At 54.6% G+C, this 15,380-nt stretch carries 14 protein-coding genes; 6 read left to right on the forward strand and 8 right to left on the reverse strand.

The window, feature by feature from the left end; translation table 11 throughout:
• Nucleotides 1-82: 82 nt before the first annotated feature.
• Nucleotides 83-1,792, forward strand: coding sequence for an FHA domain-containing serine/threonine-protein kinase (locus FYZ48_RS15435; RefSeq protein ID WP_149341871.1), 1,710 nt, complete (start codon nucleotides 83-85; stop codon nucleotides 1,790-1,792).
• Between the two features lie 15 nt (nucleotides 1,793-1,807).
• Here FYZ48_RS15435 and FYZ48_RS15440 read toward each other — a convergent pair whose 3' ends face one another.
• Nucleotides 1,808-2,665, reverse strand: coding sequence for an SGNH/GDSL hydrolase family protein (locus FYZ48_RS15440; RefSeq protein ID WP_149341873.1), 858 nt, complete (start codon nucleotides 2,663-2,665; stop codon nucleotides 1,808-1,810).
• 147 nt (nucleotides 2,666-2,812) lie between these two features.
• Between FYZ48_RS15440 and FYZ48_RS15445 the strand changes: the two genes are divergently transcribed.
• Together FYZ48_RS15445 and FYZ48_RS15450 are read left to right on the forward strand one after the other, a co-directional pair.
• Nucleotides 2,813-3,565: an HpcH/HpaI aldolase family protein gene (locus FYZ48_RS15445; protein WP_149341875.1), complete on the forward strand. Its 753-nt coding sequence runs from the start codon at nucleotides 2,813-2,815 to the stop codon at nucleotides 3,563-3,565.
• A 200-nt stretch (nucleotides 3,566-3,765) separates the two neighbouring features.
• A complete protein-coding gene (locus FYZ48_RS15450; RefSeq protein WP_149341877.1) occupies nucleotides 3,766-5,052 on the forward strand; it encodes a hypothetical protein in 1,287 nt (428 codons plus the stop codon).
• 8 nt (nucleotides 5,053-5,060) lie between these two features.
• Here the strand turns inward: FYZ48_RS15450 and FYZ48_RS15455 are convergent, their stop codons facing one another.
• Nucleotides 5,061-5,528: a DUF1569 domain-containing protein gene (locus tag FYZ48_RS15455; RefSeq protein WP_187782041.1), complete on the reverse strand. Its 468-nt coding sequence runs from the start codon at nucleotides 5,526-5,528 to the stop codon at nucleotides 5,061-5,063.
• Nucleotides 5,529-5,803: 275 nt separating this feature from the next.
• Between FYZ48_RS15455 and FYZ48_RS15460 the strand changes: the two genes are divergently transcribed.
• A complete protein-coding gene (locus FYZ48_RS15460; RefSeq protein WP_149341879.1) occupies nucleotides 5,804-6,898 on the forward strand; it encodes a hypothetical protein in 1,095 nt (364 codons plus the stop codon).
• An 84-nt stretch (nucleotides 6,899-6,982) separates the two neighbouring features.
• Nucleotides 6,983-7,498 (forward strand): GNAT family N-acetyltransferase, encoded by a 516-nt coding sequence (locus FYZ48_RS15465; RefSeq protein WP_149341881.1) that lies wholly within the window; start codon nucleotides 6,983-6,985, stop codon nucleotides 7,496-7,498.
• A gap of 5 nt (nucleotides 7,499-7,503) precedes the next feature.
• Here the strand turns inward: FYZ48_RS15465 and FYZ48_RS15470 are convergent, their stop codons facing one another.
• From FYZ48_RS15470 to FYZ48_RS15480, 3 genes are all read right to left on the reverse strand, one after another.
• Nucleotides 7,504-8,181 (reverse strand): hypothetical protein, encoded by a 678-nt coding sequence (locus FYZ48_RS15470; protein ID WP_149341883.1) that lies wholly within the window; start codon nucleotides 8,179-8,181, stop codon nucleotides 7,504-7,506.
• A 136-nt stretch (nucleotides 8,182-8,317) separates the two neighbouring features.
• Nucleotides 8,318-9,235 carry a CHAD domain-containing protein gene (locus tag FYZ48_RS15475; protein ID WP_149341885.1) on the reverse strand — a complete coding sequence of 306 codons (918 nt, stop codon included), beginning with the start codon at nucleotides 9,233-9,235 and terminating at the stop codon, nucleotides 8,318-8,320.
• 100 nt (nucleotides 9,236-9,335) lie between these two features.
• Nucleotides 9,336-10,565, reverse strand: coding sequence for a multidrug effflux MFS transporter (locus FYZ48_RS15480; RefSeq protein WP_390625129.1), 1,230 nt, complete (start codon nucleotides 10,563-10,565; stop codon nucleotides 9,336-9,338).
• A gap of 195 nt (nucleotides 10,566-10,760) precedes the next feature.
• On the opposite strand from FYZ48_RS15480, the gene FYZ48_RS15485 reads away from it, so the two are divergent.
• A complete protein-coding gene (locus tag FYZ48_RS15485) occupies nucleotides 10,761-11,027 on the forward strand; it encodes a hypothetical protein (RefSeq protein WP_145439068.1) in 267 nt (88 codons plus the stop codon).
• A 28-nt stretch (nucleotides 11,028-11,055) separates the two neighbouring features.
• On the opposite strand, the gene FYZ48_RS15490 is transcribed toward FYZ48_RS15485, so the two are convergent.
• From FYZ48_RS15490 to FYZ48_RS15500, 3 genes are all read right to left on the reverse strand, one after another.
• Entirely contained in the window at nucleotides 11,056-11,898 is an 843-nt protein-coding gene (locus FYZ48_RS15490) for a UbiA family prenyltransferase (protein WP_187782042.1), read from the reverse strand.
• A gap of 71 nt (nucleotides 11,899-11,969) precedes the next feature.
• The gene (locus FYZ48_RS15495) at nucleotides 11,970-13,184 is read right to left on the reverse strand and encodes an inositol-3-phosphate synthase (protein WP_149341890.1); all 1,215 of its coding nucleotides are present in this window, start codon (nucleotides 13,182-13,184) and stop codon (nucleotides 11,970-11,972) included.
• Nucleotides 13,185-13,461: 277 nt separating this feature from the next.
• A complete protein-coding gene (locus FYZ48_RS15500) occupies nucleotides 13,462-15,309 on the reverse strand; it encodes a phospho-sugar mutase (RefSeq protein WP_149341892.1) in 1,848 nt (615 codons plus the stop codon).
• Between the last annotated feature and the right edge of the window lie 71 nt (nucleotides 15,310-15,380).

Genomic DNA, 15,380 nt, shown 5'->3' on the forward strand with positions numbered 1-15,380 from the left:
TCACAGGAATCCGCTACCAAAGTGCGTTGTATCTGTATATAATTAGGAACATTTCTCATTTCCCATCGCGCAACTGTGATTTATGTCGAAACCACAAGACGTACCGTCATTTCTGGAATTACTGCAGGAGAGCCATCTGCTCTCGGAAGACAAAGTTCGCGCCGTCATTGAAGAATTCGACCTGGAATCCGCCGAAAAGCCCAAGGAAGCCGCTCAACGTCTGGTCACCGGGAAAGTCTTGACGCGTTACCAGGGCGAACGCCTGCTCGCCGGCCGTAAACGTGGTTTCTTCATCGACAAATATAAGGTGCTGGAAGTCCTCGGCTTCGGCGGCATGGGCAGCCTGTATCTTGCGGAGCATCTGGAGACGAAGGAACCGGTCGCCCTCAAGGTCCTCAATGACAAATGTCGCAACGACGCGGGCATGCTGACCCGGCTCAAACTGGAAGCCTCAGCCGGATCGCGTCTCGATCACCCCCACATTGTCCGCACGATCTCCTATGAAGGATCAGGGGCCGTCTGTTACATCGCGATGGAATTCATCAAAGGCATCAGCCTGCTGGAACTGGTCCTGCTCAAACAGAGATCGCTCCCTTCTCCCCAGGTCTGCGACGTCATCGCACAGGCCGCTCTGGGGCTGGAAGAAGCACATCAGGCAGGCATCATCCACCGCGACCTCAAACCGGAAAACCTGATCATCGATTCTCAGGGTTATGTCAAAGTACTCGACTTTGGTCTGGCCCTGCTCAAAGACAATCCCGATGCGGAATTCTCACTCTCGATGATCTTCGGACACGGCTGTGTGGGGACCCCCGAATACATCGCCCCCGAGCAGTCCCGCGAAGGCACCACCGTTGATGCCCGGGCCGATGTTTACGGACTCGGGGGGACGATGTATTTCCTTCTGACAGGTAAACTCCCCTTCCCCAAAGGGACCGCTGCTCAGAAAATTCAGGCCCACCGCGAACAGACTCCCCGGTCGATCGCCGAAATCGCACCCGCGATCCCTGCTGAAGTTGTCGCGATTGTCGAAAAGATGATGGCCAAGGATCCCGAGGAACGTTATCAGTCGATGGCAGAAGTCGCCGCGGCACTGGAACCCTTCGCCGAACGCCAGCCGGTCGAGTTCCGCTTTAATAAAGTTGTCTCGCAGCGGGTCCAGCATGCCAAGGCCCGCAGTGCGATCGCTCAGTCAAGTATCGTCAAGCCGCAACTCTCTTCGCGCATCGCGACCGCCAGCCATGTTGCCGAACAGGCGAGGCAGCAACAGAAAGCTGACGGCATCGAACGTCTGACCCGCGGCGAATCGGACATCTCCAAGAGTGGCATCCTCCGTCACGGCGTGCCTACCGAATCAACAGACCACATGGCCCAGGAAGCCTCGGACGCCCTGGTCAAAGACTTTCAACCGATTGAACTGATCGACCTCGACGATAAACGCCGCTTCCCGATCTTCAAACAGCGGGTGACCCTCGGCCGGAATCCCACCTGCGACATTCAGATCGATCGCCCCGGCATTTCAGGCAACCACTGCGAATTCCACTACGAGAACACCGGCTGGATCGTCACCGATCTCAAAAGCAAAAACGGCACCGAAGTCGACGGCCGACGAATTCAGGAACAGATCCTCTTCCCCGGCAACACTCTGTCACTGGCCGCCAGCTATCACTTCCGCGTCGCCTCGCCGAATCAGTACGTCCAGAAAAACAAGAAGAAGCCGATGCTGATCGCCGCCTCTGTCGTGGCCGGCATCTGTCTCATCGCCGGCATCGGCTACTGGCTGCTGTCTTAAATATTCCAGGGAAAGCTACTTCTGATTCTCTTCCTGCAGTGCCCCCTCAATATACTCCGCCACCTGTTTTCCCAGCAGGTCATAGCCTTTGCCGTTGAAGTGCACGTCTTTCGGATTCTGTACTTCTGACAGATGCGGCGTAATGAAGGTAAACAGATCGTCGATCTCCACACCGTTCCGCTCCATCACCTTCGCAGCGATCGCATTCTTTTCTTCCAGCTTCGCCTTCATTTCCGGTCCCTCTTTCCAGTCAGCCGGGATCGGCGTACTGCTGGCCCAGACCACCTTCGCCCCGGTCTGCTTCAGACGCTTTACAATCTCTTCCAGGCGTTTCTCGTAGTCGTCGACATTGGTCCGTCGATCGTGAATCCCAAAGTTAAAATGGATCAGGTCCCAGTTACCGTCTCCCAGCCAGACATCGAGTTTCTTCAAGCCTGTCGCCGTCGGTCCGCAGTTCGCTGGAGCCCGATGCACGTTGGCTTTCCCTTTTAAGGCGTTCCGGGCCGCCTGTGTGTATCCCCGCGAAACCGAATCCCCAATCAGCAGCACGCGGGGCAGTTTGGGATCGTCGGCCACGTAATCCCAGGCGGTCTTCTGACCGGCGACTTTCTGTTTTTTGTAGATCGGGAGATAAAAACCGCCCAGGTTTTCCTCGAGCACGGTTTCCCACGCCTGCTGTTTCGCGGGCAGCGTCGCTTTCCAGGCCGCGAACTTTTTGTTGATCTCTGCCTCCTGCTTCGCTTTTTTAGCAGCAGCTTCGTCGGCGTTGGTCGGTTCGGTTTTCTTGTCATTCGCCTGCAGCGAGGCTACGATGAAACTCAAACAACACAGAATCAACAGTGTGGAACGCAGACAACGGATTGATTTCAACATCGATATTCTTCCCGGTAACTGAAAACGAACGGATTTGGACCTCGTCTTCAGGATACCGCAGGCGCAAGCCGGAAACAATCTCGCCTCAACCGCCCGAGTCGCGTTCAGGCTGTTTTATCATTCACATTTAGATACCGGGGATCTCCCATGTCTGACTCATTCCGCTCGCAACTCAAACAGGGGAAACTGCTGATTGCCCCCATGGTTACCTTTTCCTGCTCGGAAGCCGCCGAGATCCTGGCGGACGTCGGCTATGACTGGCTGTTCCTCGACGCCGAACACAGCACCTTTGCCCCCTCCGACCTGCAGGCCATCGTCGGCCGGGTGAGTCATAAGATCCCCAGCCTGGTCCGGCTGCCCGCCCCCGAAGAAGTCTCCATCAAGAAAGCCCTCGACCTGGGAGCCGCCGGTATCATCGCTCCGCAGGTCAATTCAGTGAAACAGGCCGAACAGATCGTCTCCTGGTCCCGTTACTCACCTGAAGGAACCCGGGGGGTCGGCCTGGGTCGTGCCCACGGCTACGGTTTTGCCTTCGATGACTACCTGGCCAAAGCGAATGAGGAAACCACCGTCGTCGTTCAGGCCGAGCACATCGATGCGGTTTTCGCGATCGAACAGATCGTCGCCGTCCCCGGCGTCGACGCAGTTTTGATCGGCCCCTACGATCTCTCTGCCAGCATGAAACGCATCGGCGAGATCGATCATCCCGAAGTGACCGGCGCCATCGACCATGTCACCGAAGTCTGTCAGAGATACAACATGCCCCTGGGCATCTTCGGCGTCACCGTGGACGCAGTCAAACCGTACATCGACAAAGGCTTCACCCTGATCACCGTCGGCGTCGACACCGTCATGCTGGGCCACGCCGCCCGCAAAATGCTGGGACAGGTTAAGGGGTAGGGTACTTATCCTGACATCCGGGAAGCGTTCAATAATAATCTGCAGCCATAGATCATCTGCGATCAGCAATACCTGACTCCAGAAACTGCAGGAAAGGTACGTCTTCCCTCACCGCTCCGATTAATCTATCTCTGGTGTTCGTAGTTTCATAAAATTCGGTAAGAGGCGGTTCACCTGTGTGGTCTGAAAAGGAGTTCCCGATGCGTCGCACATTACCTCTTGCCCTGCTGGCAATTTTGCTTCTATTGACAGCCTGTACTGATAAGCCGAATTCAAGTCCGCAGGCTCAAAGCAGCGCCAGTAATTCTGCAGTCGCTCTGTCTGAAGCCGACAAGGCTGATGGACAGAGCATCTCCTCAGAACCGAGCCTCTCGGCACACAGCCGCGCACTGTTTGAGTGGTTTGATTCGCTGGGTGTTCCAAACCTCGACAATCGAAATTATCTGCAGATCTATCTGGGAACCTTTTGGACTCTGGGTGATGACAAAGAAAAACCTCAATATTCGAATGTGTTTTTACTTGAATCCAATGGATCTGAAAAGGAAGCCTTCACCCTCGGTATGCGTATCGTAACCTACTCTGATGAGAACCCGAATATGCTCACAGGAATGCCATATGAATTCAAAGAAGTCGATCTCAGAAAAGACGTAATCCGAAGACTGAAGCACTTACGCTCGCGACCCCCGGAAGAAAATCGCCTGAGGCATATTGGCAGACAGTCAAGTGAGTTGATGGAACTGTTTATTCTCGCCCGTGGCTGCTTTGGTGCGGGACACTATCAGGAGGCAGAAGAACTCATAACCTATATGTCTGAGACACCTGATTTAAAGACACAGGAACCACTGGGAAAGGAAGGCCTTCAAAATGCTTTGGCGGAGGACATGGCTAAGTCGTTCATGTGGAAGGCCGTAAGAGACTTCAGCGATCAAGAAATACCACGCCAGGATTTGCTTCAGCGTTTTCGCGAGATTGCAAAACATTTTCCACAGAGCTCACAAGCTGTACGCGCCAAAGAGTCAGCAGAAATTCTAACCCGAATGATTCAGGAAGACGAAGCGCATGCACAAAAAAAAGCCAGGCCTCTGGAAGAAATGACAGTCCAGGAACAGGTGGCGGAACTGATCTATCAGCTGCGCGATCAGAACGCAACCCAACACAGTCAGCCAGGTTCGTGTGATATATTCGATGATCCACGGGATGGGGGCTGGATTCCTCGTCAGGTAGAAGGTAAAGGGAGTCCCGCCACGCAACTGGTAAAAATGGGAGACGTGGCCCTGGAACAGTTAATCGATGCCGTTGATGACAACAGCTTCACACGTTGTGTCGGGTTTCATAGAAACTTCTATTTTTCACACCATGTTATTCGTGTTGGCGAATGCTGTCAGACCATCATCGATCGTATTCAACCAACGGGAAGACGCTTCGATATAGAAGGTAATCCTCAGCGCGCCAAAGCAGCTATGAAAATCTGGTACCTGGGAAACTGACCTGAGATTCACGCTCCGGTCTGCGGCTCCAGAAACCGCAGGTGATGGGCAGCGTGAGTTGTGTAAACAGTTTCCAGCGTTTCGCGATCCAGGCGGCCGAAGCCGGGGTGCCAGTGGTAAGGTCCCTCGTGGGCTTTGAAGCGGGCCACGCTCTGGGCAAAGTGTTCCGCTTCCGCGGCGTCTGCCAGATCCGCTGCCGGGACGAAAATCGGAGTCGTCGGAATTCCCTGGGGAGAATCCCCCTTGAGCAGGCGCGGCAGGAACAGCCGACGCATCACCGGCCAGAGAGGAGCATAGATCAGCATCCACTTTGGGTATCCGTCGAGTGCGGGGTCCTGCACCAGAGACAAGTGCCGACAGATCTGGGCCAGATTCCACTTGCCCCGCTGGGTGTAGCCGGTCCGTAACAGTGACTCCACTTCCGCAACCGCGTCCTCCAGCCGTTCGAACTTCAGTTCCCGCAAATCCTCAATCATCGCACCGGTTTCCTCGATTTCCTCTCCCACTTCCCCCTGCTCCGCGACAGCAGACAGTTCCTGTCATAAACTTTTCTGTCAATTTCCGAAACCGGTACACAGAGTAATATTGCTTTTTTTGGCCGAGAGAGGACAAAGTATGCTTTTCCACTGATTGATGAACTGTGGAAAGATTCAGAGGGATCAACGCTCCGGCAGTGGGTATAATCAAAGAGACAGCCTCGCCCTGGATTTCCCGGCCAGTCTGATCCCACTTCTCGATAAGGAACACTTGATTGACAAACGCGTTTCTGCCTCGCTTTCTGGTCTGCCTCGGGCTGCTGTCGCCACTCCCCGTTTTTGCTCAGGAAGCTGCCCCGGGGCCCGCTGATCCCAGTGCAGCGAAAAGTTCTCTGAAGTCAACCCTGGTCGAAGAGGCCAAGCCAGAACTGAAGCGTCCTGCCAGTCCGGGTGAAGCGACTGAGGTACAGGCCCTGATTTATGTGATTGATATTGATGAAATCAACTCCGCCGACCAGAGCTTTGCCGCCAGCGTGTATTATGAAGCCCGCTGGAACAGTCCTCTGCTCCAGCATGCAGGCCCCGGACCACTGCACGTCGATCTGGCCGACATCTGGAATCCCCGCCTGACCATTATCGGTCAACAGAATTCCTGGAAGTCGTATCCCGAGACTGCGGAAATCCTGCCGGACGGAACCGTCATTTATCGACAGAAAGTCTGGGGCCATTTTTCGCAGCCACTGAATCTCCACGACTTTCCTTTTGACCGCCAGGAGCTCTCCATCCAACTGGTGGCCCCGGGCTTTTCAGAGAAACAGGTCAGAATGACACCCAGGGTTGGCGAACTGGGGAGAGCATCCAACCTGGCTCCCCACTTTTCCTTACCCGACTTTGATATTCTCTCCTTCGAAGCAAAATCGGCACCGTACTATCCGGACCAGGGCCCCATTGGCGTCGCGGGTTACGAAATGAAGATCCAGGTTGCCCGACAGCCTGAATATTACATTTTAAAGGTCATCCTGCCCTTATGCCTGATCGTGATTATGTCCTGGCTGCCCCGCTGGTTGAATCCGGAACAGTCAGGAACCAACATCGGGATCTCTACATCAGCGTTCCTGACTCTGGTTGCCTACCTGTTTGCGATCACGGTTCTGCTGCCGCGGATTTCCTATATCACGCGCATCGACCGTTTCATCATGCTGTCGACCCTCACGGTGTTTTCAGGATTGATACAGACGGTAACAAACACCTACCTGCTCAAGGGCGAAAGTATTCAGAATAAACGTCTGGTGGCGCAGCTCGATTTCTGGTCGCGGATCCTGTACCCGGTTATTCTGGTAGCGGTCATCGTGATCTCATTTGTACTATGAATGTCTGACATGTTAAAACATGTCTAACAATCGGCGTGAATGTAACGCTGGTCGCATCCCCAATACTCAAGCAGATAAAGTCCCATGTTCACGACCCGCGATGCCACTCTGGATGACCTGCCTGCGATTGTCGACATTTACAATCAGTCGATTCCCGCCGGCACCGCGACGGCAGATACCCGGCCGATTACCGTTGAAAGCCGCCGACCGTGGTTTGCCCAGTTCTCACCAGACAAGCGGCCCATCTGGGTGGCTGAAGACGAAGCGGGACAGATCGCCGGCTGCATCTATGTGACCTCTTTCTACGCGGGGCGGCCGGCGTATGACAAGACGGCGGAAGTCAGTCTCTACCTGTCGAAGTCGCACCAGAAGCAGGGACTGGGCACGTTTCTGCTGCAGAAAATGATCGATGCCTGCCCTTCTCTGGGCATTACAACCCTGGTCGGCATGCACTTCGATCACAACGAGGCTACGAAACATCTGAATGAAAAGTTCGGCTTCGAAGTCTGCGGGCACCTGCCCGAAATCGCTGAAGTGCGCGGACAGAAACGGGGACTGCTGATCTCCCTGCTGCGAATCCCCGAATGTCCGGAAGACTGAAATCTTTAGCCCTTATCGGGGGAAGTCGATTCCTTTGGCGCTGGTTCTGACGAGGGCTCCTTGTCCGTTGCTTCTCCCGACTCTTTCGCAGGAGCCTCCGCATCGGCTGGTTTCACTGCGTCAGTTACTGTTGGCACCAATGGATAGGCCTTGAATTCCTCGGCCGTCAGTTCCAGCACGCGGCCCGCTGCAGTGAGTGCAAAGCCGCCGTTGTCAGCGATGTCTGCGGTGTAGGCCAGCAGGTACTTGTCGTTCTCCTGACCCGAGTCTGTCAGCACGGCATTCCAGATGACGACGACCTCCCCCGCTTCAATCATCTTTTTCAGACTCTCGGGGATCGTAACCACAACTACGGAATCGGGAGGGACGATCCCATCCGCTTTCGGAGGAGGCGGAGGGTTGTCGATGAAGTCCTGCAGATCTTCCAGGCTGGAAGGAGAGCGTTCCCGTTTCTGATGAAATTCGTGATACGCCAGGCCCAGCGGCTGCATTTCACTTTTAAAGGAATGTGCCTGCTCTGCGGGTTTGAAGAGGCGACCGGAATAGATGCCAACCACCAGCAGAATCAGAAACGCAAATACCAGTCCTCTGACGATGAGCGGAGAACGATAAGGGGGATGCTGACGGTCTGTCTCCGGCGTGGAGGTTGGCGTCTGTGATTCACTGTGCTCGTTTGAGTCCATCGTGATCTCCGTGGCTCATCTTCAGAAGTCAACCGCTGTCGGAACGCGATACGCTGCGGCTTTGCATGGGAACGGAAAGATCACTGTACCCGGAACAGAGCACGAATACAAGAACGCATTCGCAGACCTGCAGCGATCACATTCTCTGCGACGACTGGTTCTGCCACAGCTTCCAGTAAGCCTGCAGACGCTGTGCGAATGCTTTGGGCTGTTCCGCATAGATGCGATCGGCCAGTGCGAGTCCCGCTGACTGCAGTTCTTCCCGCTGTTGACCGATCAGCGTTAAGAGTTGATCGATGTCGCTGGTCGCGCCGAACCGCTCCGGTTCGCTGGTCAGCTGACTGGTCATCACCGCCAGATCGTGATCGTCGCCGAGGTAATCATTTAACTGATCGAGTTCCTCAAGCTGCGCTGCCATGATCGGCTCCCAGACTTTTTTCAGCAGCCGCAGATGATACATCAAATACTTGCTGCGTTTGCGGCACTCGTGAAAGAGTTCATCGTGCGGTTGCACATACAGTTCCGCCAGTGCCTCAGCACCACGACGGTAATTCCGCTGTAATCCGGTTTTGAGAATCTTGTCTGATTTGCCTTTGATCTTCCACTCGTCAATCTGCCGATGTGCGGTCTGCAGCTCGTCACACAACTCTTGCAGTTCCTGATCCAGGTCAATCCACTCTTCCACCAGCTGCTGCTTGCGTTCCTGGAAGCAGCGTTCAAAAGCGGCAAACAGGTCTACGTATGCGGGATCGTCGAAGCGTTCCTTGAGTTTCGCCAGAGATTCCAGCATCGATTCGGCATCACGTACGCGGGACAGCCTGCGTCCTGCATCACGGTACCAGACATTAATGCGGCTGTAGTCGTCTCCCAATCCCGACCGGACGATTCGAATCAACCCCCGCAGTTTCTTGAACCGTTTGCGAACTTCATGAATGGCCTCGTGCCGGTCCGATTCTGAATCCTGCAGTTCCTGGATCGCCTTATGCACCTGATGACCGGCAATCCGCCGCACGCCGTCTGCCAGTGATTCACCTTGTTCGAACTGATAACTCATCGTAAGTCCTGAGGCAGCAATAATAGAAGGAACGGTTTTAGAAAGCGTTACCTTACCAGAAACGATCCGTTTTGTTAATTCTGCCGCAGTTTGGACCGGTTCAGGCAGTCTCTTCCGTAGCCTGTGTTGGCGCGGATTCTACCCAGTGCATCACGACCACAATTAACACTCCAGAGAGCATGAAACCACTGATGACCGGAATGACGGTGCCGTTATAACTGTGACCGATCAGAATCCCGCAGGGAACCGAGATCAGCGTCGAAAGTGCGCCCATCACTGCCGCTCCGATACCGGCGATATGCCCCAGCGGCTCCATTGCCATCGCATTCAGATTGCCATACATGATCCCGAAACAGAACAGAATGATCATCATATAACCCATCATCGTCCACAGCGGGGGCTGTCCTCCCGTACTCAGAACGTACACAAAGAACAGCAGGGAGATGACCGTCGAAATTCGTTTGGACCACCGCGACAGGTTCTGCATCCCGAACCGCATGACCAGTCGCCCGTTCACAAACGAAGCACTGCCGATACAGAGGGCCAGGATGGCGAAGTACAGCGGAAACATGGTTCCCAGTTGGTACTGCTTCTGAAAGATCTGCTGGGCGGAACTCAAATATCCCAGAAACGCGCTGGAGATCAAACCCAGTGAGATCGTATAACCCAGCGAAACACGGTGTGAGCAGACTTCAACTACCGCAGACTTGATGCGCGCGATTGAGAAGGGAATCCGCCGCTCTACACTCAGAGTCTCGGGCAGGCGCAACGCAAACCAGGCGAGGGTCAGCAGTCCGCAGACCAAGAGTGCAGCAAAGATGGCGCGCCAGTGTGCGATCAGTAAAATCCCCTGCCCCAGGGTAGGTGCGATCGCCGGAACGAAAATGAAGATCGTCATCACAAACGACATGACTCGGGCCATTGCGGGGCCTTCGTACTGATCGCGGACGATTGCCACGATGACACACCGGGGCGCTGCCAGCCCGAGCCCCTGGAGAAACCGTCCCCCGAGCATTACGTTCAGATCTGTAGCAAACAGAGAAAACAGGCTGCCTGTCAGAAACAGACCGAATCCGAGGTAGACAGCTGGTTTTCGGCCGGTGGTGTCTGAGAGTGGACCATACACGCCCTGCCCGAACGCGAGCCCCAGAAACAGAAACGAGACAATCAGCTGGCTGTCATTGGCCTCACGGGCCCCCAGATCCTGACCGATTTCTGTCAGAGCAGGCAGCATCGCATCGATCGAAAGTGCGACCAGCGACTGCATCAAAGCCATCATCGCCACAAATTCCGCAAAGGAAATCGCGACGGGTTCTCGTTTCACACTCAAGGAACGCTATTTTCTACTAGAAGGAGATCCAGGGAATCATCAGTGGTACGGGCGCCCGCCTGTGAATCATATCGTTCTACTCCCGTGGAGAAAACCATGCTTCTTCCCCGAATGTTCCTCTTGCTGAAATGATCGGGAAATCCTATCTTGCGTGGTGTTTGAGTTATTCCCTATTTCCTTCGAAAGACAATTACCATGCAAAGTGCAGAAGGTTGGCGTTCCATTTTAGAGAACTGGCCCGAAGTGATCCCCAAGCGGGGCATTATCGTCACGAACTACCAGGAATCGATTCCCTTTCAGAACTTCCTGCTCTCCACAGGCGTGGTACTGCTGGAACGCGATAAGCCGGATTCCCTGGGAGCGCGCAAAGTCATGCTGTCTTACGAAGCGATCAGTGCCATCAAGCTGACCGACACAATGGAACTGGCCCGCTACCAGGTCATGGGCTTCCAGCCGGTATAAGTAAAACTGACTTCTCTGCCTGCCCCGATCAGGTGACCGCCATCCAGCGGGAGAGCAGGATCGTGGGTAGCAGCAACGCTGCTGTCAGAATCGCGTAGGCAGGGTTGGTCGTCCAGACAAAGACCATGATCGCATTCAGCATCACATAAGAGATGAGCATCGTCTTGACGGCGATCTGCACGTTTTGGGGTGCGGGGTTCAGAATGGCCTGCACCAGCCGCCGGTTGATGGTCAGAATCACTACACCTGCCGCCGCCAGGACCATCGTCAGATTGATTTCCCGCGGCCAGGGATAAGTCGCCAGCATCCAGACCAGACCGCCGAGACCAGCGTTGATCACCAGCAGCCCTCCTATCAGGTGACCGCGATGACTCTGTTTCGCTTCCATCCGGGCAAACCAGGTGAGCCCCATGATGAAGAGCCCCATGGCTGCCGCGATGCGTAATTGTGGTTTGACCCACAGATTGATCTCGCGTGCCACCGCACTGGCCCCCAGCATCAGGTTCAGGAAACGACAGCTGCCCATCATGACCGGGCCGAGAAACGTCTTCTTCAGAATCACGTCATAGCCCAGAATCGCGACAACCAGCAGGCCGGCGACAATCAGGCTCTGCGTCCCCACCGTCTGGGCTGCCCCGACACCGGCCAGCATCAACATGCCGCCCAGCACCGCAGCATTTCGAGTGGAAATGCGCCCGGAAGGAATCGGCCGTGACGGCCGTTCCTCGGCATCCACTTTCCGGTCGAAGACATCGTTGAAGACCATCCCTGCGAGGTACAGGCCCGCTGATGCGACCAGTAATAATCCGAAATCCAGCCGTGGCTCAAACGAATTATGCGTCAGCAGAAAACCCAGGATGATGTCCGACATTGCTGTGAACACCGTGGGAAACCGCATTAGTTGTAAATACGCGAGACACTTTTTCATGCTGACGTTGATTTCTATTCCTCGGAAACGGCGTCGGCCCAGGCTTCCAGCTGCTGGTACTGTCGTTCAAATTCGGGCGTGGTTGCCTGCATCGGGCTCTTGAAGAACGAACTCAGATACGACATCACACCGCTGCGACCACCGCGCCGCCATTCCCGTTCGGTAAAGCGAACCATATCGAGCATCAGGGGAGCAGCCAGAATCGAGTCGGTTCCCTGCCAGGTAAACTGCAGCGCCATCTTCGTATCGAGGAAACCCTGGAAGTGAATGTGGTCCCAGGCGGTCTTCCAGTCACCCATCGACTCAATGTATTCGATGGAGACCAGAGTCTGCGGTTTGTATCCCAGGATTTCAGTCAGCAGATGATCTTTTGAATGGACCTTGTTCGACTTATTGACCGGATCGTCCAGCACTTTGCCGTCCAGGTTTCCGAAGATGTTATGTCCGACCCAGCTCATCACGTTGAGGTTACGATGAGCAAACATCGGGGCCAGAACACTCTTCATCAGAGTCTCACCGGTCTTACCATCCCGTCCTCCGTGCAGAACCTGCTTCTCTTCTGCCAGTTCGATCATGGCCGGCAGATCGGTGGCTGCGGAAGGAGTGAAGTTGAGATGCGAACAGCCGGCTTCCATCGCGGCAATTGCATACAGCGAACTGGCGGGAACCGGAGATGTCACTCCGTTTTCGAGGGCGTCTTTGAGTTCAGCCAGGCTGAGCGATTTCGCTGCTTCATCGACCGGCGGTTCCGTGGAAGCCAGGTTGACCACAACCACGTGACCCAGATCATGCTTTTCCTGGAACTCTTTGATATCCGCAGTCAGACGGGCCAGGGTTTCCTGCAGAGTTTCTGTATCGAACTTACGAACGGCATCACCGGCGAGAGATCGAATCGTATCTCCGACATGGATCAGCGTTCCCGGCTTGACGTTTTCATCGTAGGACTTGAGGTCTTCTTCGACGGCCTGCAGCAGTGCGGGGTGGAACACGCCTGAGTTTTCACTGAAGTATTTCGCGGCTTCGACAAACGAGGTATCGCGGATTTCGTGACCGCCGATGACGAACTGATCCCAGTCGCGCAGGTCCAGTTTCTTGAAGTAGGGATTTTCTGAAACAAGACCGCTGGTGCCGGTCAGGCCTTTCGTCAATGCGGAAAGTCCCACTGCGGCTGTGGTAGCCACACCGCCCCATGCTCCGATAATCCAAATCCCGATACGTTGTTGCGTCATGATATTGCCTGAAATCTGATAAAAGTTGGTCTAATGGTAATCGTTGTTGTTAGCTAGCCGGGTGGGAGCAGTCCAGTAGAGACCGGCGGACATGAGGTCGACCGGAACTCCTGACTACTGATGCTGGATCACCATCTCTGAGGGAAGTTGATGACAATAAATTGTCAGAAAATATACTTAAATTTGCTTAATATTATAGATGACAGTCGTCAGTTCACAATCAAGGAAATGCCAGACTCACCCACATTTTTATCTGATCTGTCTCTGGGGACTCGGTTCAGCTGGTTTGTAATGTCTGATCAATCCAGTCCATGAGTGACTGCTTGAATTCTTCAATCGTCGCCAGTGCGGACGCTTTGGTTTCTGCCAGCTGACCGGCTTCAGAGACCTCCGCCTGGGCAAAATAGTAGAACTTGATCTTCGGCTCTGTACCTGACGGACGCACACCCAGCTGCACTGTCAGTGGCGAGCCTTCGGCCCGCGCTTCAAACATCAGAACATTTCCTTTGGGTTTAGAAAAGGTCTCAGCAGTGGTATTTTCGGGTAATGAACGAATTTCGAGATCCGCGTAATCCCGGACCAGGGTGAACGTCAGCTGCCCCATTTTCTGTGGGGGCGTGCTGCGAAACGCCTTCATCAGCTGCCTGATCTGCTCGTTGCCTTGCGACCCCTTGCAGGTCTTGGACACCTGGCCTTCCAAGTGGAATCCATGCTCAACATAGAGTTCATCCAGGTGATTGAGCAGGGTTTTGCCCTCACTCTTCAATTCTGCCGCCAGTTCACAGGCCCAGAGTGCACCAATGGCGGCGTCTTTATCGCGGCAGTACGTTCCCGCCAGGTAACCCAGCGATTCTTCCGTACCGAAGACGAATTTGTCCGGCCCTTCCGCATCCATTGTCTCGGCAATGTATTTGAAGCCGACCAGCAGATTGTTAATGATCCGTGCACCGGCGCTCCGTGTGATCGCAGCAATCAGCGGCGTGGTGACAATTGTCTCTACAACATAATGCTCGGAGGTCAGGCTGCCATTCTCTTTTTGTTTGCGTAACACATAATCGGCGAGCAGTGCCCCAACCTGATTACCGGTCAGATGCACAAATCCGCCAGCGTCATTTTTAACGCAGACCCCCAGTCGGTCCGCATCCGGGTCACTGGCCAGAATGATCTCTGCTCCGGTCTGCGCTGCCTGCTCGATGGCCGGCTGATAGACTTCATCCCGTTCCGGGTTAGGCAGCTGGTCAGGTACATTCGGAAAGTTACCGTTCTGTTCGCACTGCGGTTCGAACCGCTCAATGCCTTTGAAGCCAACGTGCTGCAGAACCTGAAATACAGAGGTTTCTCCCACACCGTGCAGAGGTGTGAAAAGTCCTTTCAGTTCCCGGGCACTGGAATGGCTGTGCTCGGCGACACACTTACGATACTCGCCGGCAACATCCTCGTCGATCAGTTGGATTGTTCCCTGTTCAACCGCGGTGTCGAAATCGACGACAGGAATTTCCGTCGCCTGATAGACTTCGTCGATAATTCCCTGGTCGTGCGGCGGCAGAACCTGCCCACCAGTGGACCAGTAGGCTTTGAAACCGTTGTCCGAGGGGGGATTGTGCGAGGCAGTAATCATGGCCCCGACGTCACAGCCCAGCTGACGAACCGCAAAAGAGAGTTCCGGCGTAGAACGGGATGTCTTAAAGAAGTAAACCGTCAAACCATGGGCGGCCAGCACACTGGCTGCAATGCGGGCGAATTTCGAGGAATTGATGCGCGAGTCATGAGCGATCGCGGCCTTACCTGTTTCCTGTCCCGAGAATTTCTTGTAATACGCGGCCAGTCCGTGTGCCGACTCGGCAATCGTCCGCTCGTTAATCGTCGCCGAACCCAGCTCACTCATCAGCCCCCGACGTCCGCCGGTTCCAAACGGGATCACTTCCCAGAAGAAGGTATCGAGATCTTCAAAGGCTTTATCTTCAATCAGCTGGAGCAGTGCCGGTTGATAGCTGGCGTACTGAGGTTCAGTAACCCAGCGTTTGAGATTTTCGAAAGCGGATTCGGAAAGCTGTTTTTCAGAGACAGCATTCTGAGCCAAGTCGAGTGCCTGCTCGGAAGTGATGGAAGGGGACGGCTGGTTCATCCTGTTCTCGTTTTCATTGTTGAGACCGCGGGAACTGGTTTCTATGTGCGTAAAATCATATATATCAGTTG

Origin of the sequence: Gimesia chilikensis (assembly GCF_008329715.1) — a bacterium.
In the GTDB taxonomy this organism is placed as follows: Bacteria; Planctomycetota; Planctomycetia; order Planctomycetales; family Planctomycetaceae; genus Gimesia; species Gimesia chilikensis.

Excerpts from the sequence above, each read along its gene's own strand:
- FYZ48_RS15435 (WP_149341871.1), top strand. The coding sequence starts at position 83 with ATGTCGAAACCACAAGACGTACCGTCATTTCTGGAATTACTGCAGGAG.
- FYZ48_RS15440 (WP_149341873.1), bottom strand. The coding sequence starts at position 2,665 with ATGTTGAAATCAATCCGTTGTCTGCGTTCCACACTGTTGATTCTGTGT.
- FYZ48_RS15445 (WP_149341875.1), top strand. The coding sequence starts at position 2,813 with ATGTCTGACTCATTCCGCTCGCAACTCAAACAGGGGAAACTGCTGATT.
- FYZ48_RS15450 (WP_149341877.1), top strand. The coding sequence starts at position 3,766 with ATGCGTCGCACATTACCTCTTGCCCTGCTGGCAATTTTGCTTCTATTG.
- FYZ48_RS15455 (WP_187782041.1), bottom strand. The coding sequence starts at position 5,528 with ATGATTGAGGATTTGCGGGAACTGAAGTTCGAACGGCTGGAGGACGCG.
- FYZ48_RS15465 (WP_149341881.1), top strand. The coding sequence starts at position 6,983 with ATGTTCACGACCCGCGATGCCACTCTGGATGACCTGCCTGCGATTGTC.
- FYZ48_RS15470 (WP_149341883.1), bottom strand. The coding sequence starts at position 8,181 with ATGGACTCAAACGAGCACAGTGAATCACAGACGCCAACCTCCACGCCG.
- FYZ48_RS15475 (WP_149341885.1), bottom strand. The coding sequence starts at position 9,235 with ATGAGTTATCAGTTCGAACAAGGTGAATCACTGGCAGACGGCGTGCGG.
- FYZ48_RS15485 (WP_145439068.1), top strand. The coding sequence starts at position 10,761 with ATGCAAAGTGCAGAAGGTTGGCGTTCCATTTTAGAGAACTGGCCCGAA.
- FYZ48_RS15490 (WP_187782042.1), bottom strand. The coding sequence starts at position 11,898 with ATGTCGGACATCATCCTGGGTTTTCTGCTGACGCATAATTCGTTTGAG.
- FYZ48_RS15495 (WP_149341890.1), bottom strand. The coding sequence starts at position 13,184 with ATGACGCAACAACGTATCGGGATTTGGATTATCGGAGCATGGGGCGGT.
- FYZ48_RS15500 (WP_149341892.1), bottom strand. The coding sequence starts at position 15,309 with ATGAACCAGCCGTCCCCTTCCATCACTTCCGAGCAGGCACTCGACTTG.